The organism is Microlunatus sp. GCM10028923, assembly GCF_042666975.1.
GTDB lineage: Bacteria > Actinomycetota > Actinomycetes > Propionibacteriales > Propionibacteriaceae > Microlunatus.
Genome location: NZ_JBHTFF010000006.1, coordinates 325701 through 344588, shown reverse-complemented (window position 1 = coordinate 344588; position 18888 = coordinate 325701). Strand labels below are relative to the sequence as shown.

Annotated in this window: 22 protein-coding genes; 11 read left to right on the top strand and 11 right to left on the bottom strand. The window is 70.4% G+C overall.

What is annotated here, in order from left to right:
* Nucleotides 1–76 precede the first annotated feature (76 nt).
* Both ACFQU4_RS17120 and ACFQU4_RS17115 read right to left on the bottom strand, forming a co-directional pair.
* Nucleotides 77–682 carry a GNAT family N-acetyltransferase gene (locus ACFQU4_RS17120; RefSeq protein ID WP_377493989.1) on the bottom strand — a complete coding sequence of 202 codons (606 nt, stop codon included), beginning with the start codon at nucleotides 680–682 and terminating at the stop codon, nucleotides 77–79.
* On the bottom strand, nucleotides 679–1584 hold the full coding sequence (locus tag ACFQU4_RS17115) for a methylenetetrahydrofolate reductase (protein WP_377493987.1): 906 nt from the start codon (nucleotides 1582–1584) through the stop codon (nucleotides 679–681). The genes ACFQU4_RS17120 and ACFQU4_RS17115 overlap by 4 nt, the downstream gene beginning before the upstream one ends.
* A 163-nt stretch (nucleotides 1585–1747) precedes the next feature.
* Between ACFQU4_RS17115 and ACFQU4_RS17110 the strand changes: the two genes are divergently transcribed.
* Both ACFQU4_RS17110 and ACFQU4_RS17105 read left to right on the top strand, forming a co-directional pair.
* Nucleotides 1748–2197 carry a GNAT family N-acetyltransferase gene (locus tag ACFQU4_RS17110; RefSeq protein ID WP_377493985.1) on the top strand — a complete coding sequence of 150 codons (450 nt, stop codon included), beginning with the start codon at nucleotides 1748–1750 and terminating at the stop codon, nucleotides 2195–2197.
* A gap of 3 nt (nucleotides 2198–2200) precedes the next feature.
* A complete protein-coding gene (locus tag ACFQU4_RS17105; protein WP_377493983.1) occupies nucleotides 2201–2683 on the top strand; it encodes a hypothetical protein in 483 nt (160 codons plus the stop codon).
* A 19-nt stretch (nucleotides 2684–2702) separates the two neighbouring features.
* On the opposite strand, the gene ACFQU4_RS17100 is transcribed toward ACFQU4_RS17105, so the two are convergent.
* From ACFQU4_RS17100 to ACFQU4_RS17075, 6 genes are read right to left on the bottom strand one after another with little or no spacing between them, the layout of a single operon-like run.
* Nucleotides 2703–3095 carry a VOC family protein gene (locus ACFQU4_RS17100; RefSeq protein ID WP_377493981.1) on the bottom strand — a complete coding sequence of 131 codons (393 nt, stop codon included), beginning with the start codon at nucleotides 3093–3095 and terminating at the stop codon, nucleotides 2703–2705.
* Nucleotides 3096–3129: 34 nt separating this feature from the next.
* Complete coding sequence (locus tag ACFQU4_RS17095) at nucleotides 3130–3540, bottom strand: VOC family protein (protein ID WP_377493979.1); 411 nt, start codon at nucleotides 3538–3540, stop codon at nucleotides 3130–3132.
* Nucleotides 3541–3549: 9 nt separating this feature from the next.
* Nucleotides 3550–3993 (bottom strand): helix-turn-helix transcriptional regulator, encoded by a 444-nt coding sequence (locus ACFQU4_RS17090; protein WP_377493977.1) that lies wholly within the window; start codon nucleotides 3991–3993, stop codon nucleotides 3550–3552.
* 49 nt (nucleotides 3994–4042) lie between these two features.
* Entirely contained in the window at nucleotides 4043–4639 is a 597-nt protein-coding gene (locus ACFQU4_RS17085) for a transcriptional regulator (protein WP_377493975.1), read from the bottom strand.
* A complete protein-coding gene (locus tag ACFQU4_RS17080; protein ID WP_377493973.1) occupies nucleotides 4636–4968 on the bottom strand; it encodes a PEP-utilizing enzyme in 333 nt (110 codons plus the stop codon). The genes ACFQU4_RS17085 and ACFQU4_RS17080 overlap by 4 nt, the downstream gene beginning before the upstream one ends.
* Nucleotides 4965–5885 carry a phosphotransferase family protein gene (locus ACFQU4_RS17075; RefSeq protein WP_377493971.1) on the bottom strand — a complete coding sequence of 307 codons (921 nt, stop codon included), beginning with the start codon at nucleotides 5883–5885 and terminating at the stop codon, nucleotides 4965–4967. Before ACFQU4_RS17075 ends, ACFQU4_RS17080 begins: the two co-directional genes overlap by 4 nt.
* A 123-nt stretch (nucleotides 5886–6008) precedes the next feature.
* Between ACFQU4_RS17075 and ACFQU4_RS17070 the strand changes: the two genes are divergently transcribed.
* Nucleotides 6009–6560 carry a hypothetical protein gene (locus tag ACFQU4_RS17070; RefSeq protein ID WP_377493969.1) on the top strand — a complete coding sequence of 184 codons (552 nt, stop codon included), beginning with the start codon at nucleotides 6009–6011 and terminating at the stop codon, nucleotides 6558–6560.
* A 17-nt stretch (nucleotides 6561–6577) separates the two neighbouring features.
* Here ACFQU4_RS17070 and ACFQU4_RS17065 read toward each other — a convergent pair whose 3' ends face one another.
* The gene (locus tag ACFQU4_RS17065; RefSeq protein ID WP_377493967.1) at nucleotides 6578–7093 is read right to left on the bottom strand and encodes a GNAT family N-acetyltransferase; all 516 of its coding nucleotides are present in this window, start codon (nucleotides 7091–7093) and stop codon (nucleotides 6578–6580) included.
* A 2-nt stretch (nucleotides 7094–7095) separates the two neighbouring features.
* On the bottom strand, nucleotides 7096–7863 hold the full coding sequence (locus ACFQU4_RS17060; protein WP_377493965.1) for a GntR family transcriptional regulator: 768 nt from the start codon (nucleotides 7861–7863) through the stop codon (nucleotides 7096–7098).
* Between the two features lie 74 nt (nucleotides 7864–7937).
* On the opposite strand from ACFQU4_RS17060, the gene ACFQU4_RS17055 reads away from it, so the two are divergent.
* The 5 genes from ACFQU4_RS17055 to ACFQU4_RS17035 all read left to right on the top strand — a co-directional run bounded on the left by ACFQU4_RS17055 (nucleotide 7938) and on the right by ACFQU4_RS17035 (nucleotide 15724).
* Nucleotides 7938–8960, top strand: a complete 1023-nt coding sequence (locus ACFQU4_RS17055) for a YeiH family protein (RefSeq protein ID WP_377493963.1) — start codon at nucleotides 7938–7940, stop codon at nucleotides 8958–8960.
* 46 nt (nucleotides 8961–9006) lie between these two features.
* Nucleotides 9007–11835, top strand: a complete 2829-nt coding sequence (locus tag ACFQU4_RS17050) for a DEAD/DEAH box helicase family protein (RefSeq protein ID WP_377493961.1) — start codon at nucleotides 9007–9009, stop codon at nucleotides 11833–11835.
* Nucleotides 11836–11978: 143 nt separating this feature from the next.
* Nucleotides 11979–13985, top strand: a complete 2007-nt coding sequence (locus ACFQU4_RS17045) for a GTP-binding protein (RefSeq protein ID WP_377493959.1) — start codon at nucleotides 11979–11981, stop codon at nucleotides 13983–13985.
* 185 nt (nucleotides 13986–14170) lie between these two features.
* Nucleotides 14171–14776, top strand: a complete 606-nt coding sequence (locus tag ACFQU4_RS17040; RefSeq protein WP_377493957.1) for a disulfide bond formation protein DsbA — start codon at nucleotides 14171–14173, stop codon at nucleotides 14774–14776.
* Between the two features lie 6 nt (nucleotides 14777–14782).
* Nucleotides 14783–15724: a hypothetical protein gene (locus tag ACFQU4_RS17035; protein WP_377493955.1), complete on the top strand. Its 942-nt coding sequence runs from the start codon at nucleotides 14783–14785 to the stop codon at nucleotides 15722–15724.
* Nucleotides 15725–15729: 5 nt separating this feature from the next.
* Here ACFQU4_RS17035 and ACFQU4_RS17030 read toward each other — a convergent pair whose 3' ends face one another.
* Nucleotides 15730–16842: a hypothetical protein gene (locus ACFQU4_RS17030; RefSeq protein WP_377493953.1), complete on the bottom strand. Its 1113-nt coding sequence runs from the start codon at nucleotides 16840–16842 to the stop codon at nucleotides 15730–15732.
* 25 nt (nucleotides 16843–16867) lie between these two features.
* On the opposite strand from ACFQU4_RS17030, the gene ACFQU4_RS17025 reads away from it, so the two are divergent.
* From ACFQU4_RS17025 to ACFQU4_RS17015, 3 genes are all read left to right on the top strand, one after another.
* A complete protein-coding gene (locus tag ACFQU4_RS17025) occupies nucleotides 16868–17629 on the top strand; it encodes a phosphotransferase (protein WP_377493951.1) in 762 nt (253 codons plus the stop codon).
* Between the two features lie 11 nt (nucleotides 17630–17640).
* On the top strand, nucleotides 17641–18099 hold the full coding sequence (locus ACFQU4_RS17020) for a GNAT family N-acetyltransferase (RefSeq protein WP_377493949.1): 459 nt from the start codon (nucleotides 17641–17643) through the stop codon (nucleotides 18097–18099).
* Between the two features lie 120 nt (nucleotides 18100–18219).
* A complete protein-coding gene (locus ACFQU4_RS17015; RefSeq protein ID WP_377493947.1) occupies nucleotides 18220–18744 on the top strand; it encodes a TrmH family RNA methyltransferase in 525 nt (174 codons plus the stop codon).
* Nucleotides 18745–18888 lie beyond the last annotated feature (144 nt).

The following is an 18888-nucleotide window of genomic DNA, read 5'->3' as shown; positions in this document are numbered from 1 at the left end:
AGGTGCCATGCGAAGAAACGCTACCTGACATAATGTCGCTTATCGGACAAGCATCAGTAGGGGTGACTGAGCCTCATCAGAGCTGCTTGCTCATGGTGTACTGCGCCACGACGCCCGGTGCCACGTCTTCGATGCGTCGCTTCAGGTCCCAGTCGATCGTGCGCTCCTGAAGCCACAGCTGTGGGTGTCCCTGCCAGTCCCGCCGGACGACGTCGCGACCGGCCAGCACATCCGCCAGCAGCTCGTCGATGATCAACTCCGGATGATCAACTTCGGGTGCGAACTGGATGAGCAGCTTCGCCTGGTAGCCACAGGACAGATAGAACTCGACGGCGCCGTCCAGGCTGCCGAGACCTGCGGCGGTGACGCCGCGGTCACGCAGGATTCCTTCCGCACGTTCGAGCAGTCGTCGTCCCAGGCCCTGCCCGCGGTACTCGTCCCGCACAGCGACCGCCTCGATGCCGTTGGCCCCGTCGCAGCCGACACAGCCGATGATCCGGCCGTTGTCGATCGCGATCGACAACAGCTCGGGTGCGTTCCGGTACAGCTCGAGCTGTCGTGCGCGATTGAGTTGCCAGCCTCGGGTGGCGCCGAGGACGGCGTCCAGGACGGCGACGGCTTCGTCGGCCTCGGCTTCGGTGCCCGCGCCCCGGATCTCGATCCCCCTGCCCCTCATGATCATCTTCTGAGGGCTCCCTTCACCTCGACGGCCAGGCGCATCGCGGCTTCGATCTCCACCCGGCGGGTCGAGACGCTCTCGACGTTCAGGCCGACCGGGACTCCGAGCCGGCGGCAGTACGTCAGCATGTCGAACGCCGCCGCGCGGACGTGCTCGTACGAGGCCGCGAGGGTGTCCTCGCTGCGGGTGAGGTCGCGCTGGATCCAGTTCGGCACCTTGACGCCGAGCCAGGTCAGGAATTCCAGGGTCTTGAGCGAACCGCAGACCGACAGCGTGAACGCGATCGGTCGTGGCTGGATCCCCTGGTCCTCACACGCGTCGCGGTAGTCGGAGACGAGGTTCTTCGCGGCGTTCACGTCGTAGAGAACCTGGCTGACGAAGAACGAAACACCTGCCGCCTGCTTCTCCAGCATCCGCAGCTGCTCGTCTCCCCTGGTCTCGTGACGTTCCGGAATCACCACGCCGCCGATGATCAACTCCGGCTGCACCGTCTGGCGCATCGTGTACGCGGAGCGCAGGGACGTCAGGCCGACGTTGCCACTCGACGACGACCCCACCAGCACCGAGAGCACCCGGTCGGTCGGCTGCGATCCGAGCCAGGACTGCAGGCTGGACTCCGAGTACTTCCCGACGGAGCGATAGACGACCGCCGGCTTCTGCCAGGCCTTCAGCTGATCCGCGAGGTAGTCGGCCGGATCGATCGTCGGCAGGAACGGGAACGGTCGCTCGTCGGGGTTGCGGTCGTTCTCCTCGGCGATGTCGTACAGCACCACGCCGTCGGGATCGACCGCCTGCAGCCGGCGCAGCGTCGCGTCCGCGATGGCCTGCCTGCGCTCGGGACTGGTCGACGCCCGCGGTGGCGTGATCGCGAACAGCAGGAACTCGCGCTCGCCCGTGCTGATCATCCGCCGCAATTCCACAGTGTGACGGTACCCGAGATGATCATCGATCGCCACGGCATTGACCAACCAACGGTACCGCCGCTCCCCCAGGTCCATGATCAACTTTCCATGATCAGGTTGGCCGGCCGGACGCGTACCGGCAGCCGGGCGTGACAGACTTGGCGAGGTGAGGATCAGTGAGGCGGATTCCGGAGATGTTGCCGGACTGGCCAGGCTTCTCTGGGTCAACGCCCACGGCGAGGAGCCGACCCGCCCGCCGGACACGTTCGCCGGCGAGCTTGCGCGCTGGTGGGCGGACCGGCCGGGTTCCCACCTCGCGTACGTCGCTCGACTCGACCCGCCGGAGCTCGTGGGCATGGCCTGGGTCGCGCTGGTTCCCCGGGTCCCGCGACCCGGAAACCTGGGCCGGATGTCGGCGGACATCCAGACCGTCTTCGTCCTGCCGGAACACCGAGGCCGCGGCATCGGTTCGGCCCTGGTCGACGCCGCCGCCGAGCACGCCATCCGGCTCGGGGCTCTGCACGTCACGGTGCATTCCGGTCACCGGGCCGTTCCGGTGTACGAGCGGCTCGGCTTCGCGTCGTCCCCGCAGCTGCTCCAGCGATCACCGGACTAGCCGATGGCACGAAGATCATTTCACGGCGCACCCGGTCGGTTCGAGGCCGTCGCGGCGTTCGTCGCCGATCGCTTCCCGACGGTACGGTTCGCGGCCGACGTCGCCGGCGGACAGGGGATGCTGGCGCGGATCCTGACCAAGCGGCACAACATCGACTGCGAAGTGATCGATCCGCGGGGCTGGGTCCTGAAGGGCGTCGCCAACCGCGCACTCCCCTACACGTCCGACCTCGCCGACTACTACGACCTGATCATCGGCCTGCATCCCGACCAGGCCCTCCGGCCGGTCGTCGAGTCGGCGGCTGCCGTCCCGGTGCTGGTCCTGCCCTGCTGCAACTTCTGGAGCCCCGGCGTCAAGCTCGGCCGGGATGCGCTGCTGGCCGCGATCCAGGATCACCAGACCGGGATCGGCGGCTCCGCAGAACCGGTCACGCTCGCGTTCGACGGCCCGATGAACCGCGGCCTGATCCTGCGCCCACCCAGCTGATCATGGTCGAGCTTCATGATCAACGGTGCCGGACGAACTTCACCTGATGACCGTCCGGGTCTCGTACCCAGCCGAAGCGCAACCGGCCGTCCGGTGCGTCCATCGGCGCCACCACGGTCGTGGCGCCGGCATCGACCGCGCGTTCGTACCAGGAGTCGACGTCGTCACACCACAGGACGAGTTCGGTGGACGGGGTCGGCGCCGCGGCCACTCCGAGTCCGACCAGCGCGTTGGCGACCTCGGCCGACGTCAGGCCGATCCGGATGCCGGCGGCTTCGACCTCGACGTGCTGCACCGGCCCGTCGGCGGGAGCACGGAACGCTTCTTGCAGCCCGAGTCCGGTGTAGAAGGCGAGGCACGCCTCCACGTCAGCACAGAAGAGATTCACCTGGAGCTGGGCCAGTTCCGCCATCCGCCGCACCTCGTCCGTCGCGTTTCGATCTTGGTCAGGCTACCTTCTGCTGGATCCTGATCAGGTTCCCGGCGGGGTCCCGGACGGCGAAGTCGCGCACGCCGTACGGCTGGTCGATCGGCTCCTGGACGATCTCGGCACCGCTGGCCTCCAGCCGTTCGAACGTTCCGGCAAGATCGGCGCTGGCCAGGTTGACGCCGAAGTAGCTGCCCTTGGCCATCAGGTCGAGCAGGGTACGGCGCTCGTCGTCGGTCACCCCGGGCAGGGCGGGCGGCTGCAGCACGATCGCGGTGTCCGGCTGATCGGCCGGGCCGACGGTGATCCAGCGCATCCCGTCGTAGCCGACGTCGTCGCGTACCTCGAAACCGAGGGCCTCACGGTAGAAGGCGAGCGAGGCGTCCGCGTCGAGATGCGGCAGGAAGCTCGAATGAATGGTGATCGTCATGCGACCACGCTAGGACGCCGTGTCCGCCGGTGCTTCTCGATTCCTGATCGGCCTGGTGACCTGTTTCGCCACACAGGCCGGCATCCCGGCGGTGGACTCCGCCGCCTCGCGCCGGTACGTGCTCGGCGACACCCCGACCAGCTCGGTGAACCTGGTGCTGAACGTACCCAGGGAGGAACATCCGACCTCGAAACACACGTCGGTCACGCTGAGATCCCCGCGCCGCAGCAGGGCCATCGCCCGCTCGATCCGGCGGGTCATCAGATACGAGTACGGAGACTCGCCGTAGGCCAGCCGGAACTGCCGGCTGAGGTGTCCGGACGACAGGTTCACGCCGCGCGCGAGGGCGTCGACGTCGAGCGGCTGCGCGTACTCGCGGTCGATCCGGTCGCGCACCCGCCGCAGCAGCGCGAGGTCCCGCAGCCGGTCTGCCTCGGCATCCTTCTTGCCCACGCCTGCGATCGTGCCACGTCGCGCCCCGCCAGCCAACCGAACGGCGCGGCTAACCGGTGCGGTCGATCCCGAGGGTCGCGATCAGGTCCTCGTGGAACTCGAACCAGACCCGGTGGCAGGAGTCCCGATCGGTGCCGGCCAGCCAGGCCGGATCGTCGGCCACCCGGAACAGCGACGTCGCGAACCGCCGGTGATAGCCACCGAATCGGTCCAGCGCGGGCACCAGCTCCCGCTCGAATCCGGCCAGCGCCTCGGCCGCCGGCCCGAGCCCGGCCACGGTGGTTTCAAGATCGACTTCGGGGTCGGCCATCCCCAGCGTCGCCAACTGCCAGGCCGTGCACAACTCCCCCACACTTCGGTTGTACGGAAGGAAGTCGCGGTGCACCCGGTCGACCAGCGGCCGCGCACCCGCCTGGTCCAGTTCCGCCGCGAGCCGGCGTTCGCACTCCGTCTTACCGGCCTCGGTCAGGGACCAGCCGCCGTCGCCGCCGAACGCGCTGTGGCTGACCCAGCCGTGGCCGGCCAGTTCGGCGAGCTCTCGTTCCGTCTCCGCCACCGGCCGGGCGTACCGGGCCGCCACCCGTTCCGCCGGCGCGAAGCCGAGCAGCCGGACCGCGTGCAGCGTCAGCACATCGGCGGTCGTCATCGCGCCTGCCCTTCCATGATCATGATCGTTCCGGCCGTCCCGTCCACCCGGACCCGTTGCCCGTCCCGCAAACTCGTCATCGCGCCGCCCGCCCCGACCACCGCCGGGATCCTCAGTTCGCGGGCGACGATCGCCGCATGGGCGAGCCGGCTGCCGACCTCGGTGATCACCGCCGCGGCTCGGCTGAGCAGTGGCGTCCAGGCCGGCGACGTGGTCCGGCAGACCAGAATCTCGCCGGCGCCGAACCGGTGGAAATCGTCCAGGGAACCGATCACCCGGACCGTCCCGACGACCTCGCCCGGACTCGCGGCAACCCCGGTGATGATCATGCCGCGAGCACCTGATCGAGCCGCTTCCGGGCGGACTCGGTGAACTCGGGATTGCCGCCGCTGGCCAGCCCGTTCGCCACCACGTTGACCAGTTCCAGCACCTCGGCCACCCAGACCCTGTCGTCGAACCTGGGTGGGAGTTCCTTCGCGTACGCCCGCAGGAAGGTGTCCGCCATGGCCGGCGGATAGCCGGGCCAGATCTGCCAGCGCGGTTTGACCAGGTCCGCCAGTGGATCCCAGGCCTCGGCGATGTCGAAGTCGATCACCGCCACGACGCTGCCGTCCGGACCGGCCAGAACGTTGTCCAGGTAGAGATCGCGGTGGGTCAACCGCGGCTCCACGTACGGCGACACCTCCTCGGCCAGGGACAGCACCCGGTCGAACAGAGGGCGATGATCATGTCCTGGCAACCCGCCCGCGGCCTCGACCCGGCCGACGATCTGCGGCACCCGGTACGCCACGTACTCGGCCCAGGTGGGAAAGCTCGGCCGGCCGGCGAAGCGGGACGCGAACCCGTCGGCCACGACCGTGTGCAGCGAGGCCACGGTCTCGCCGAAGGTGCCGAAGAAGCGCTCGACCGCCTCGTCCGTGATCATGACCTCGGTCGGGTGCCGGCCCTCGACGTAGCGCTGCACCCGGACCGGCCGGCCATCCAGCGCCGCGCACGCCGGATCGACGTGGAGCAACTCCGGCACCGGCACGCCGGCGGCGGCCGCGGCCCGGTGGGCCCGCGCGGCGGCCACCAGTTTCTCCGGCCCGAGGTGCGGTCGAGCGACCTTGATCAACAAGCGGCCGTCGTCGGTCTCGAAGGTCCAGTTCTCGTTGCCGTACCCACGTTCGGTCTGGATCGGCTCGGCCAGCACTCGTACCGAGAGGGTGTCCTGAAGGTGGTCCCGGAGTCGCTCGCTGGTCAGCACCCGGCCAGCTTAGGTCCTGCCTGCTGGTCGAATTGTTCCGTCAGGCCCCGCCAGAGGTCGGGAGACTGATATAATCATTACCTGCAAAGCCTCTCGGACCGGACGCGTCGGGAGGCTTTTTTCATGCCCTCACCACGTGTCCAGGGAACGCTGTTCCATTCTCACCTGACCCATCCGCGCGGCGACCTCCTGCTCCCGCTGAACGAGCTCCGCGATGCCCATCCCGATCTCTATCGCCAGCATGCCGAGAAGTACGACGGCCGGCCGCACGGCATGATCGAACCGGTACCGCCGCTCGGTTGCACCTGGGCCGACGTCGTGTTCCTCTCCCCCGTCGATCCGGCGCCGCTGTTCGAGGCCCTGGCCCGGTCCGGCCGGCCGGTCGGCGGTCACCGCCCGGCCACCCTCGACGCGTCCCGGCTCGACCCGGACCGGTGTGTGATCAGGCTGATGCGTCACGGCAGCGATGGGCACTACCCGGATCCGCCGGACGAGCACGACTACCTGCCGTTCACCACCGCCGGTCTCCGGGCGGTCGGCCGGGTCACCCAGGTCGCGCTGGAACGGCTGGAACGGCTCGGCCCGAACGATCCGTGGCTGCCCTGGGTCGACGTACCGCACATTCTGCATCGGGGACCGATCCCGATCGCCTGGTTCACCCCGCCGGCACCATGATCATGGGGAGTCCATGATCACAGGACGCCGGGATCGTCCTCGCCCTCGCCGGGGCTGCGCCGTTCGATCAACACGGTGTCGCGCCAACGGCCGTGCTGCTGGGCGATCTTGATCCGGGTCCCGACGACCCGGAAGCCGACCGCCTGGTGCAGAGCGAGACTGGCCTGGTTCTCCGGGAAGATCGACGACTGGATCGTCCACACGCCCGCCGCGTCGGCCAGCTCGATCAGCCGGTTCAGGAGTCGCCGGCCGACGCCGCGGCCCCGGCCGTCCGGGTGTACGTACACGGAGTGCTCGATCACTCCCGCATAGCAGGCTCGGCTGGACACCGCGGTCGCCGCGATCCAGCCGAGCACACTGCCGTCCGGGTCGACCGCGACCTGGCTGAACCCCGGCAGCCTGGACGTGGTGAACTCGGTCCAGGTCGGCGCCGTTGTCTCGAAGGTGGCGTTGCCCTCGTCGATGCCGAGCTGGTAGATCGCCAGCACCGGCCCGGCGTCCTCCGGCGTCATCGCCCGAACGCTGAAACTCATGATCATGAGTGTAGGAGTGCGGCGTCGCCGAGCACCGGGGCGACACCGCCGAACTCCGCGGTGAGCCCGAACCGGTCGCCGCGGACGACGGTGTGCCGCCACTCGACCGCGCGGCCGCGCACCCGGCCCAGCCGGTGGATCGAGAAGACCGCGGTGCCGGGCGGGCAGCGCAACAGGGTGCGTTCGGCCGCCGTGGGGACGACGGCATGCAACTCCTCCCGGCCGCGGTCCGGCCGGACCCCGACTCGGGCGGCGAGCTCGCCGTACAGGCTGGTCTCGGAGAAGTCGGCGACCAGCAGCGGCCCCGCGAAGTCGGCCGGCAGCCAGGCCCGGTCCAGCGCGAGCGGTTCGCCGTCGGCCATTCGGACCCGTTCCAGGTAGACCAGCGGCGTCGACGCCTCGAGCCCGAGCCGTTCGGCCACGACGCCGTCCGCTCGGCGGTCGAGGCAGCGCACGACGCTGCGCTGCGTCAGCCCGGCCGCCCGGACCGCGGCGAACAGGCTGTAGAGCGTGCCCAGCGGCTGGTTGATCTCGGTCGGCGGCGTGACTCGCGGCTGCCGGCCGCGTTCGGCGACCACCCGGCCGTCGCCGCGCAGCTGTCGCAGCGCCTGCCGGACCGTGTGCCGACTGACGCCGTACTCCTCCGCCAGCGCGTGCTCGCCGGGGAAGCCGGCACCGAACTCCTCGGCCTCGATCCGCGTGGTGAGGTCGTCCTGCAGCTGTCGCCACAGGGGTGTCCCGGCCGTCCGATCCAGACGATTCGACGCCACTTCGCCCTCCCCTCGCTCGGCGGTTACCCTACTGGTGTGAAATGTACGCACATTTCCCCGAACAGTCGGCCGGGATGACGAACGGATTCCTGACCCGAGCACGGGCCGTGCTTCCCGGACTTGCGGTGGTCGGCGCCGGTTCGGCCCTGGCGACGCTGTTGGGCCGGCTGGTCCCGCTGGTCGGGGCGCCGGTCTTCGGTCTCGTGATCGGAGCGCTCGCCGCCGCTGCCGTACCGCGGTTCAGGTCGGCCACGCTGACTCCCGGGTACGGCCTCGCCGGGCGCTTCCTGCTCCAGGCGGCGATCGTCGTCCTCGGCACCGGGCTGTCGCTGCGGCAGGTGATCACGGTCGGGCGGGAGTCGTTGCCGGTGATGATCGGGACCTTGATCATCGCGCTGCTGGGCGGCGTCCTCCTCGGCCGGCTGTTCCGGCTGGACTCCGAGACCACCCTGCTGATCACCGTCGGTACGGCGATCTGTGGCGCGTCCGCGATCGCGGCCACCTCGGCCGTGATCAAACCGCGGGAACGGGCGATCGGGTACGCCATCGGGACCATCTTCACCTTCAACGTCGCGGCCGTGATGATCTTCCCGCCGCTCGGTCACCTGCTCCACCTCGATCCGGCCGCCTTCGGCCTGTGGAGCGGGACTGCGGTCAACGACACGTCGTCCGTGGTCGCCACCGCCTACGCCTTCGACCCGGCGGCCGGCCCGCAGGCCCTGGTGGTCAAGCTGGCCCGAAGCCTGATGATCATCCCGGTGGTGCTGGTGGTCGCCGTGATCAACTCGCGCGGCCGGTCGGCTGCTGAGGGGCCGCTCGCCCGCCCGAAGCCGTGGCGGCTGGTGCCGCCGTTCCTGATCGGCTTCCTGATCGCGGCCGGACTGCAGACGCTCGGGCTGATCCCGGCGTCCTGGCAGCCGACGCTGGCCGGGCTCGGGCTGTTCCTGATCACGGCCGCGCTGACCGGAATCGGCCTGTCCCTGCGGCTCGCCGACCTGCGCCGCTCGGGCCCGAAGCCACTGCTGCTCGGCGCGCTGCTCTGGATCGCGGTCGCCGCCACCAGCCTCGGACTGCAGGCGATCACCGGCCTGCTCTGACTCCTGCGCCCAGGCCCGCGACACCTGGCCTGCGATCATGGGCCCGATGATCGGCTGGCACGACACCCGGTATCCGACGGATTTCCGGACCCATCAACGGCAGGCCCTGGCCGCGCTGGCGGAGGCGCACGCCGCCGGCTCGCGGCGCTCCTGGGTGGTCCTGCCGCCCGGTGCCGGAAAGACCGCAGTCGGGCTCGAGGCGGCCCGCCGGCTGGCCCGGCCGATCATCGCGTTCGGACCGAACACGGCGATCCAGGGTCAGTGGCTGCGCGAATGGGGCCGGTTCACGCCCGCGATCGTGGCCGGTTCGACGGACCGCGACCTGAGCAGCCCGGTCACCGCGCTGACGTACCAATCCCTGGCGGTCTTCGATCCCGACGCCGAAGTGGACGAGGACGGCCGCGGCCGACGGTTGCTGGACCGGCTGCATCCGAACGGCCTGGCCCTGATCGAAGCGCTGCGGGATGTCGGCCCGATCACGCTGATCTTGGACGAATGCCACCATCTGGTCGAGGTGTGGGGCCGACTGCTGGCCGAGGTTCTTGATCAACTTCCGGAGGCGACGGTGATCGGTCTGACCGGCACGCCACCGGCCTCGCTGGGCCCGGAGCAGGTGGAGCTGGTCCGGGAACTGTTCGGCACGCCGCTGTTCCAGACCTCGATCCCGGCCGTCGTCCGGGCCGGCCACCTGGCGCCGTACACCGAACTGGCCTGGTTCACCCCACCGGCCGCCGGCGAACGGGACTGGCTGGCCGGGCAGGCCGAACGGTTCGCCGAACTACAGACGGATCTGCTCCATGATCACGGCGGCGAACTCGGCCTGCTGCAGTGGCTCGACCAGCGGTTCGTCACCCGCCGGCTGGACCAGGAACCAGCCCTCGACTGGGCCCGGCTGGAACGCGCCGAGCCCGAGCTCACGACCGCAGCCCTGCGCTTCCACCATGCCGGGCTGCTCGCCCTGCCGACCGGCGCCGTGGTGCGGGAGGAGCACCGCCAGCCGCCCGGTGCCCGCGACTGGGTGCTGCTGCTCGACGACTACGTCGACGGCCGGCTCGAGCGGTCCGGCGACCCGGCCGACGAACGCCTGCTGGCGGCGATCCGGGCCGCACTACCGAGTGTCGGGTACGTGCTCACGGCATCCGGGATCCGGCGCGGCCGATCGCCGGTCGACCGGGTGATCGCCCGCAGCGAGGCCAAGAACGACGCGGCGGTGGAGATCCTGGCCGCCGAGGCCGCCAATCTCGGCGACGGGCTGCGAGCCCTGGTCGTCACCGATCACGAACGTGCCACGGCCACTCTGCCGGCCCGGCTGCACGGCGTGATCTCGGCCCAGGCCGGCTCGGCGCGGCTACTGCTGGCGCGGCTGATCACCGACCCCCGCACCGCTGAGCTGCACCCGATCATGATCACCGGGTCGACGGTCGCCGCCGCGGCGGACACCGCCACCAAGATCATCGAGTACGTCAGCGAGGCCCGGCCGGACCTGACCCTGACCCCCGAACTCGACGAGGACGAGCCGATCACGCTGATCACCGGGAACTGGCGATCCCGGGACTGGGTGGCGTTGCTGACCCGGATGCTCGAGACGGGCCGGACCCGGTTGCTGGTGGGCACCCGCGGCCTCCTCGGCGAGGGTTGGGACGCACGGACGCTGAACACCCTGATCGACCTGACCACGGCGACGACGCCGACCGCGGTGGTGCAGACCCGCGGCCGCGCCCTCCGGCTCGACCCGGACTGGCGGGAGAAGGTGGCCAATCTGTGGACCGTGGTCTGTGTCAGCCATGATCATCCGGGCGGACTGGGCGACTGGGAACGGTTCGTCCGCAAGCACGACGGGTACCTCGGCATCACCGAGACCGGCGACATCACGCTCGGCGTCAGCCACGTCGATCCGCTGTTGTCGCCGTACCACCCGCCCGAGGCCGACCGGCTGAACATGATCAACGCCAGGATGCTGGCCCGGTCCGAGCACCGAGCGACGATCCGGGAGCTGTGGCGGGTCGGCGACGAGGGCGCCGACGAGTTGGTGCACGCGGTCTGGCTGACCGGGCGGCCACGGCCGCGGACCGACCTCGTCCCGGCCCACTCCACCAGCGAGACGCCGCAGGAAGATGTCCAGCCGCCGGTCCGGGTGCCCGGGCCGCGTGGGCCGACCGGCCCGAGACCACCGGACGGTTCCCGGGTTCCCGCCGTCGTCTTCCCCGTCCTCGGAGCTGCCGCCGTGATCGCGTTTCTGGTGGTCGGGGCCAATCTCGCGATCGGGCTGCTGATCGGGATCTCCCTGGCAGGGGTCGGGTTCCTGCTCTCGTGGTTCGCCCGCCGCGACGCCGCCGTGGCCGCCGGCCGACGGCTCGCGGAGCTGGCCGCCGGTCCGGATCCGGTCGACTTGGGGCGTGCCGTGGCCGACGCGCTGTGCGAGGCCGGGCTGGTTCCGAGCGGTGCCGCCTCGGTGCGCAGCACGGTGGATCCGGACGGCACGTACCGGATCCTGTTGGACGACGTGGACGAACGAGGGTCCGCGATCTTCGCCACCGCGCTCGACGAGGTGCTGTCGCCGATCGCCGAGCCGCGCTATCTGATCCCGCGCCGGGTTGTGGCCGAGGTGGGCACCGACCGCTCCTCCCTGCACGCGGCCGGTCGGGCCTGGCTGGACGACGCGTTGATCACTGACCAGGTCGTCTACCACGCAGTGCCGTCCGTCCTGGGCGCGAAGGTTGCGCTGGCGGAGACCTTCGGCCGAGCCTGGAACCGATGGATCAGCCTGGGCGACCCGGTCCGCGCCGCCACCCCCGAAGGCGAAGGGATCATGATCACGCACCGTGGCCGTAGCCCGTTCGACGTCACCACTCGGCTCCGGGTCAGCTGGCGCTGACCAGCCGGCGGTGACAAAAATCAGTTGTACCGGCCCGGTGGTCGGTGTTCTACTGCCGTGAACGATCACCGAGGAGGGCCGAGCCATGCCGGCAGCTGTCATGACCAACAGCTCTGTCAGCACGCACTCAAAGGACTTGAGGCTTGGCTCGCACACTCAATCTGGGGATCGTGGCGCATGTCGACGCCGGTAAGACCAGTCTGACCGAACGGCTGCTCTATGCGGCCGGGGTGATCGATGAACTGGGCCGGGTCGACGACGGCAGCACCCAGACCGACACCCTCGCGCTGGAACGACGGCGCGGCATCACGATCAAGACGGCGGTCGCGTCCTTCCCGGTACGCGACGTGACGGTGAACCTGATCGACACCCCCGGCCACCCGGACTTCATCGCCGAGGTCGAGCGCGCCCTCGCGGTGCTCGACGGCGCGGTCCTCGTGGTCTCCGCCGTGGAAGGGGTTCAGGCGCAGACCCGCGTCCTGTTCCGCGCGCTGCGGCGGCTGGACATCCCGACCGTGATCTTCGTGAACAAGATCGACCGGCGCGGCGCCCGGACCGACGACCTGCTGATCGACCTGACCGAGCGGCTGGAGACCGTCGTCCTGCCGATCACCGCGGCCCGATCACCGGGCAGCCGTCGGGCCTCCGTGCGACGCCTCCGGGACGACGCGCCGGAGGTGCTCGAACGGCGGACCGAACTGCTCGCCGACCACGACGACGCCCTGCTCGCGGCCTACCTCGGCCAGGGTTCCGTTCCGTCTGCAGGGTCCGTGCATCGGGCGCTGCGGCGACAGATCCGGGCCGGCCGGGTCAGCCCGGTCTACTTCGGGTCGGCCGTCACCGGCGACGGCGTGGCCGAACTCACGGACGGCCTGCTCCGATTCCTGCCCTCCGGCCGGCTGCGCACGCCGACCACTTCGGCGCGCGTGTTCAAGATCGACCGCGGCGCCAACGGTGAGAAGAGCGCGTACGTCCGGGTCTTCGGCGGTGCCCTGCGGGTCCGTGATCGACTCCCGCTCGCCTCCGGCGGACGAGGCCGGATCACTGGCCTGGAACTGTTCGAGCGCGGCGCGCCCGCCGAGACCAGCGTGCTCGGCGCCGGCCAGATCGGCCGGGTCCGCGGCCTGGCCAAGATCAGGATCGGCGACGTGATCGGTGCCGCCGACCCGTTGGCCGAGGCGGCCCAGTTCGCGCCGCCGACGCTGGAGACGATCATCGCTCCGCTCGACCCGACGCAGCGCGGTGCCCTGTTCAGCGCGCTGTCGCAGCTGGCCGAGCAGGACCCGTTGATCAATCTGCGCTCCGACGACAGCCGCCAGGAGCTGGCTCTCTCGCTCTACGGCGAGGTGCAGAAGGAAGTGATCGGGGCGACGTTGGCCGACGAGTACGGCATCGACGTCGAGTTCGCCGAGACCTCGGTCATCTGCGTCGAGCGTCCGATCGGCATCGGCACGGCGGTCGAGTTCAACGGCGTGCCGCCGAATCCCTTCCTGGCCACGGTCGGGCTGCGGGTCGAACCGCTGATCGGCGAGGGCAACACGTTCCGGTTGGAGGCCGAGCTCGGTTCGATGCCGCCCGCGTTCTTCAAGGCGGTCGAGGAGACCGTCCAGGTGGCGTTGCGGCAGGGGCTCTACGGCTGGCAGGTGCAGGGCTGCGCGGTGATCATGACCCACACCGGCTATTCGCCGCGGCAGAGCCATGCGCACCAGAAGTTCAACAAGGCCATGTCGAGCACCGCCGGCGACTTCCGCTACCTCACCCCGCTGGTGCTGATGGCAGCGCTGCGCCGGGCCGGCAGCCAGGTTCTCGAGCCGTTGCACCGGATGCGGCTTGAGGTTCCGGCCGATCTGGTCGAGGTTGTGTTGCCGGCCGTCGTCCGCCTGGAGGCCGTACCGCTGGGTTCGCGGCCGCACCGGCGGTCGGTGATCATCGAGGGCGAACTGCCGGCGGCCCGGGTGCACGAACTGCAGCAGCGGCTGCCGGGGTGGACCCGCGGCGAGGGCGTCCTGGAGACGGAGTTCCAGGGTTACCGGCCGGTGCGTGGCGTCGGCCCGCGACGGCATCGGACCGACGGGAATCCGGTCGACCGCAGGGAATACCTGAGCGGTCTGGAGAACACCGGCCGCGACGTCATGGCCGCGATCCGGTGATCCACTGATCTAGTGTCGTGCCCCCTTTGTTCCTTGCCAGTTGGCGACGCCCAGGCACGCACCTCGCGGCGTTCTCCTCAGGCGATATATGACCCGATATGTCTTCCTCGTCGGCCTTGCGATGCACGCACCTGGACGCCGCCACCTGTCAAGGAACAAAGGACGCACGACACTAGGCTGGCGCGGTGGCGACGGACGGTTGGCGGGTCGACTGTTGGTTCGATCCGTCGTGCCCGCTGACCTGGTTGACGGCCCGCTGGCTGCTCCGGCTGGCCGAACGCGAGTTGATCACGGTCGACTGGCAGCTGATGAGCCTTTCGGTGCTCAACGAGGACCGGGACGATGACCCCGAGGGCGATCCGGAGGGCTATCTCTGGGTGCCGGTACGGATCTGTGCGGCGGTGCTGGACGGGCACGGGCCGGCGGCGCTGCTGCGCTTCTACCGGGCGTTGTGGGAGCGCGAGCCCGGCACCGAGAACGACTGGCTGAACGACTTCACCGAGGCCCTCGGCACCGCCGGTCTGCCGGCCGACCTGGTCCGGGCGGGCGAGTCCGACGCCTTCGACGCGGCAATCAGGGCTTCGCACGCTCGCGGTGTCGCGTTGGTCGGTCCGGGACTGGGCACGCCGGTGGTCCGGGTCCATAACGGGAGCGGCGTGGACCGGGCGTTCTTCGGCCCGGTGATCACCGCCGAGGTCGGCGACGACGACGCCCTCCGGCTCTGGCGGGCCGTCACCGAGCTCGCCGCGGTCGCCCCGTTCACCGAACTGAAGACACCGGGATTAGCCTGATCGATCATGATCAACGAACCCGTGCAGCGCGACGGCTGGATCCACCCGTCGTCCGACTTTCCGGCCGAACCGCGGTGGGGTTTCGCCGACGGCCTGCAGCTCGGCATCGCGCCGCTGGGCGGCCCGCGCGGTCTGCTCCGGATCTACGCGCCCTATCTCGATCATCCGCGGGATCGGTTGATCAACTTCATCGCGATCGAGCCGATTCCGGAAGGTGCCGACCGTCGCGGCTACTCCGAGCTCGAGCCGAGCAGCCTGGATCCTGAACGGGGCAAGCGGTTCTGGAGCGCGCCCTCCGTCGACGCCGCCGGGATCGGCCTCGGTGATCATCCCGTGCCGGGAGAGGTGAGCACGGTCGACGGGGTCGAACAGCTCAGTGTCGTGATCGTCTCGGAGCGGTTCGACAACGGCGCCGACGTCGCGGTACGGGTCACCTTCCGCGCCGACCGGCCGCACGAGTTCGGCATCGCGGCCCATCGTCGGCCCGGCTCGGTGCCGCTGCAGGCCTGCGTGCTGACCGCGACGATGGGCAACTTCCCCAGGCTCCGGCTGCTCGACCTGGCCGACCGTACGTTCGCTCCGGCCGAGTTGTGGCCGGGCTTCGACGGGACCGGGTTCGCGCCGCACGCGAAGTTCGGGCTGCCCGAGCTGAACCGGGCCGAGGGCGGCGCCGCCGTCGTCTCGGCCCGGCCGGACGAAGTCGATCATGGTGCCGCGAACTACCGGGACGGGACCGCCGAGCACTGGAAGTACTACGGCCGGCGCGCCGTCCAGACCTGGCGCGCGGCCGACCCGGACCCGGACCTCGTCGTCTGCGTGAACGGCCGCTTCACCTACTGGGCCAGCGAATCCCCGATCCCCGGCGGAGTCTCGTACGAGAACTTCGAGCTGATCGAGCCGTTCCGCGACGGGCGCGAGTTCATCTTCTCGGTCGAGCCGCTCGACTGATCCGGTCAGTCCCGCGGCAGGAAGACCGGCAGTCGGTCCGTGCGTACGTCCGTGTCCGGCCAACGCCGGCGCAGCACCCGGCCGAGGCCGCGGCACCAGGCGGCCAGGGCCGGGTAGGCGCCACGCGACTCCGCCAGGTCCGCCGCCGACTCGATCGAGTTCCGGCGCTCCAGCCGGCTCCGGTCGCCGGCCGGCCGGGCGTCGATCCGGGGCAGGTTGCCGAGCCGGCCGAACGCGTGCTGCAGTCCCGCCGCGGCAAGATCACCGCCGAACCGGTCGTCGTCCGCGATCTCCGGGATCACGCCGCCCAGCGCCGACCGGTAGGCGTGCTCGAAGCCGTACTCGACCGCGTCGGGCACCGTGACCCAGCGCGGGCCGGGCAGGTAGAAGTCGGTCAGATCGGTCAGGCAGTGCCGATAGCCGGCGAACTCGTAGTCGATGATCACCGCGCTGCCGGGCGTCCCGACCAGGACGTTGTTGGTCGCGGAATCCCCGTTGGACAAGGCCGACAGCGGGCCGGGCTGATCAAGCCGGGCGTAGCAGGCGGCGGCCTCGGCAACGGCGTCGTCGTCCGGCGGCCAGCCCAGTTCGGTCGCGTGGCGGCGCAACTGCCGCCAGCCCTCGGCCATGAAGCGGCGCCGCTCGCGGACCGGATCCACCAGGAGCCGACCGGCGAACCGGGTCAGGTGATCGGTCTCCCTGCCGACGGTCCTGGCGTGCCGGTCGGCCAACAGTCCGGCCGCTTCGATCAGTCCGGCTCGGACTGCGTCCGTGAAGCCGTGCTGGCAGATCAGCCGGTCCAGCGCGACGTGGTCCGGGAAGTCCTCCATGATCACGATGCCGTGGCCGGAGGCGATCAGCCGCGGAGCCCGTACACCGTGATCGGCGAGGAACTCGAGGGTGATCGCCTCGGTGACCGCCTGGTCCGGATGGGCCCGCGCGGCCGGATCGTCGGCCGTCCCGTCCCGTACCCATTTCATGATCACCGAGGACACCGGCCCGCCCCGCACGGTCAGCCGGGCGACACTCCACGGCTCGATCCGCTGCACCGCGGCGACCTCGACCGGCGAACCCCAGGCGGTCGCGAGCAGGCCGCGGGCGGCCGAAACGGTGGACATCCGGGTCAGTCTAGGATCGGTCGCCGTGGAGTTCCCCATCGAGGAAGAACCGCTGGCGGGCGGCAACGTGGCCGACAGCGTGGTCCGGGTCGGCGCGACGGTACGCAAGCCGGCCGTCCCGTCCACCCCTGCGGTGCAGGCGCTGCTGCGCCACCTGCGCGGCCGCGGGCTGGACACGGTGCCGGAGCTGTACGGGCTCGATGAGCGGGGCCGCCAGGTCCTGGAGTACGTACCCGGGCGGCTCGCTCATGATCATCCGCCGCTCGACCTGGACGGCCTGCGCCGGGTCGGCCGGATGATCAAGGACCTGCACGACGCGGCCGAGTCCTTCGAGGCACCGGCGGACGCGGCCTGGGACGTGGCGATCCCGCCGGACCGCGAGGAACTGATCTGCCATCACGATCTTGCTCCATGGAACCTGGTCCAGGACGGCGATCGCTGGGTCTTCATCGACTGGGACGGCGCCGGGCCGGGCTCGCGCCTGTGGGATCTGGGCTATGCGGCGCACGGGTTCGTCGTGATCGCCGCGGGCAACGACCCGGTCGTCGACGGCGAACGGCTGGCCGCCCTGGTCGACGGCTACGGGCTGGGCGCCGCGGACCGGGAACGACTGCCGCGCGCCATGATCGATCACACCCGTGGGATGGAGCGGCTGTTGATCGACGGCCACCGCACGGGCACTCAGCCGTGGGCCAGGCTCTATGCGGAGGGGCACGCCGATCACTGGGGACCGGCCGCCGACTACCTCGAACAAAATCATGATCACTGGCTGTCGGTCCTGTCCTAGGATCCGTAGCTATGGAGCCACGGCCGTTCGTCCCGGATGATTTCGACCCGCCGACCTCGCTGACGGCGGAACGGTTCCGGCTCGAGCCGCTCGGCGAGCAGCACAACGCGTCCGACCATGCTGCGTGGACGTCGAGCATCGCGCACATCCGTTCCACGCCCGGCTATCCGGACGGTTCCTGGCCGCCGCCGGACGGGATGTCGTTGGAGGCCAACGCCCGCGACCTGCGCCGGCACGCGGCCGATTTCGCGGCCCGCAAGGGCTTCACCTTCACCGTCCTCGATCCCGGCAGCGGCGACGTGATCGGCTGCGTCTACCTCTACCCGAGCGATCGCGAGGAGTACGACGTCTCGGTCCAGTCCTGGGTCCGGGCCGGCTCGGCCGACCTCGACGTACCGCTGGCCGACGCGGTGGCCGCCTGGATCGAGACCGACTGGCCCTGGCAGAAGCCGGACCGCTACGGGCGCTGATCCGTTGCTACCCTGGAGGTTCCGCCGCGGATCCCGCGGCCCGTCGATGGCCCCGATGCGCCGCGAAGCATCGATGATCATGAACGATTCCCCTGTCCGGAAGGGTCTTCCGGCTCACCCATGACGGCGCGGCGGATCCGCGTCCGCACCCGTACCGATCTTCGCTCGCAGCGCCGTCGCCGCTCGCACCGCTGCTGGGACCACCTGATCGCCGCGCCGCTGTGGCCCAAGCACGGCGTCAACCTCGGCACCCTGCTGCGCACCTGCGACGCCGTCGGCGCCTGCCTCGCCGTACCCCGGCTGCCCTGGGTTCCCGAAGCGCTGGACAAGGGCAACACTCTGCGCCGGCCCAGCTGCATCCACTGGACGCCGCGGGACCCATCGGCCTGGCTGGACCGGCAACGTGACGAAGGCAGCCGGATCATCGGCGTCGAACTGACCGAGGAGTCGATCCGCCTCGGCGACCTCCCCTCCGCCCGGCAGCGCACCGTGATGCTGCTCGGCCACGAGACCGACGGCCTGCCACCCGCCGCCCTGGACCGCCTGGACGAGGCGGTCGAGATCCCCATGATCGGCACCGGCCTCAGCCTCAACGTCGCCGTAGCCGGCTCCCTCGTCCTCTACCGCCTAGCCGGCCTCCTCTAACCCAACCCTCCCCCTCCCCAACCCCCGCCGACCGGGCACAAAAGCAGGCGTTCTGGCGGCGTGTCGCTGCACTTGTGCCCGGTCGATCGTGAGGGGTGAGGGCGTCCCAGTGAGCGCGCGTACGGGCTTCGCACTCATCACCCG

Coding starts and splice junctions, on each gene's coding strand:
- ACFQU4_RS17105 (WP_377493983.1), top strand. CDS start 2,201: ATGGCACGAAGATCATTTCACGGCGCACCCGGTCGGTTCGAGGCCGTC.
- ACFQU4_RS17070 (WP_377493969.1), top strand. CDS start 6,009: ATGCCCTCACCACGTGTCCAGGGAACGCTGTTCCATTCTCACCTGACC.
- ACFQU4_RS17100 (WP_377493981.1), bottom strand. CDS start 3,095: ATGGCGGAACTGGCCCAGCTCCAGGTGAATCTCTTCTGTGCTGACGTG.
- ACFQU4_RS17050 (WP_377493961.1), top strand. CDS start 9,007: ATGATCGGCTGGCACGACACCCGGTATCCGACGGATTTCCGGACCCAT.
- ACFQU4_RS17020 (WP_377493949.1), top strand. CDS start 17,641: ATGGAGCCACGGCCGTTCGTCCCGGATGATTTCGACCCGCCGACCTCG.
- ACFQU4_RS17015 (WP_377493947.1), top strand. CDS start 18,220: ATGACGGCGCGGCGGATCCGCGTCCGCACCCGTACCGATCTTCGCTCG.
- ACFQU4_RS17035 (WP_377493955.1), top strand. CDS start 14,783: ATGATCAACGAACCCGTGCAGCGCGACGGCTGGATCCACCCGTCGTCC.
- ACFQU4_RS17095 (WP_377493979.1), bottom strand. CDS start 3,540: ATGACGATCACCATTCATTCGAGCTTCCTGCCGCATCTCGACGCGGAC.
- ACFQU4_RS17065 (WP_377493967.1), bottom strand. CDS start 7,093: ATGAGTTTCAGCGTTCGGGCGATGACGCCGGAGGACGCCGGGCCGGTG.
- ACFQU4_RS17115 (WP_377493987.1), bottom strand. CDS start 1,584: ATGATCAGCACGGGCGAGCGCGAGTTCCTGCTGTTCGCGATCACGCCA.
- ACFQU4_RS17085 (WP_377493975.1), bottom strand. CDS start 4,639: ATGACGACCGCCGATGTGCTGACGCTGCACGCGGTCCGGCTGCTCGGC.
- ACFQU4_RS17120 (WP_377493989.1), bottom strand. CDS start 682: ATGATCATGAGGGGCAGGGGGATCGAGATCCGGGGCGCGGGCACCGAA.
- ACFQU4_RS17055 (WP_377493963.1), top strand. CDS start 7,938: ATGACGAACGGATTCCTGACCCGAGCACGGGCCGTGCTTCCCGGACTT.
- ACFQU4_RS17080 (WP_377493973.1), bottom strand. CDS start 4,968: ATGATCATCACCGGGGTTGCCGCGAGTCCGGGCGAGGTCGTCGGGACG.
- ACFQU4_RS17030 (WP_377493953.1), bottom strand. CDS start 16,842: ATGTCCACCGTTTCGGCCGCCCGCGGCCTGCTCGCGACCGCCTGGGGT.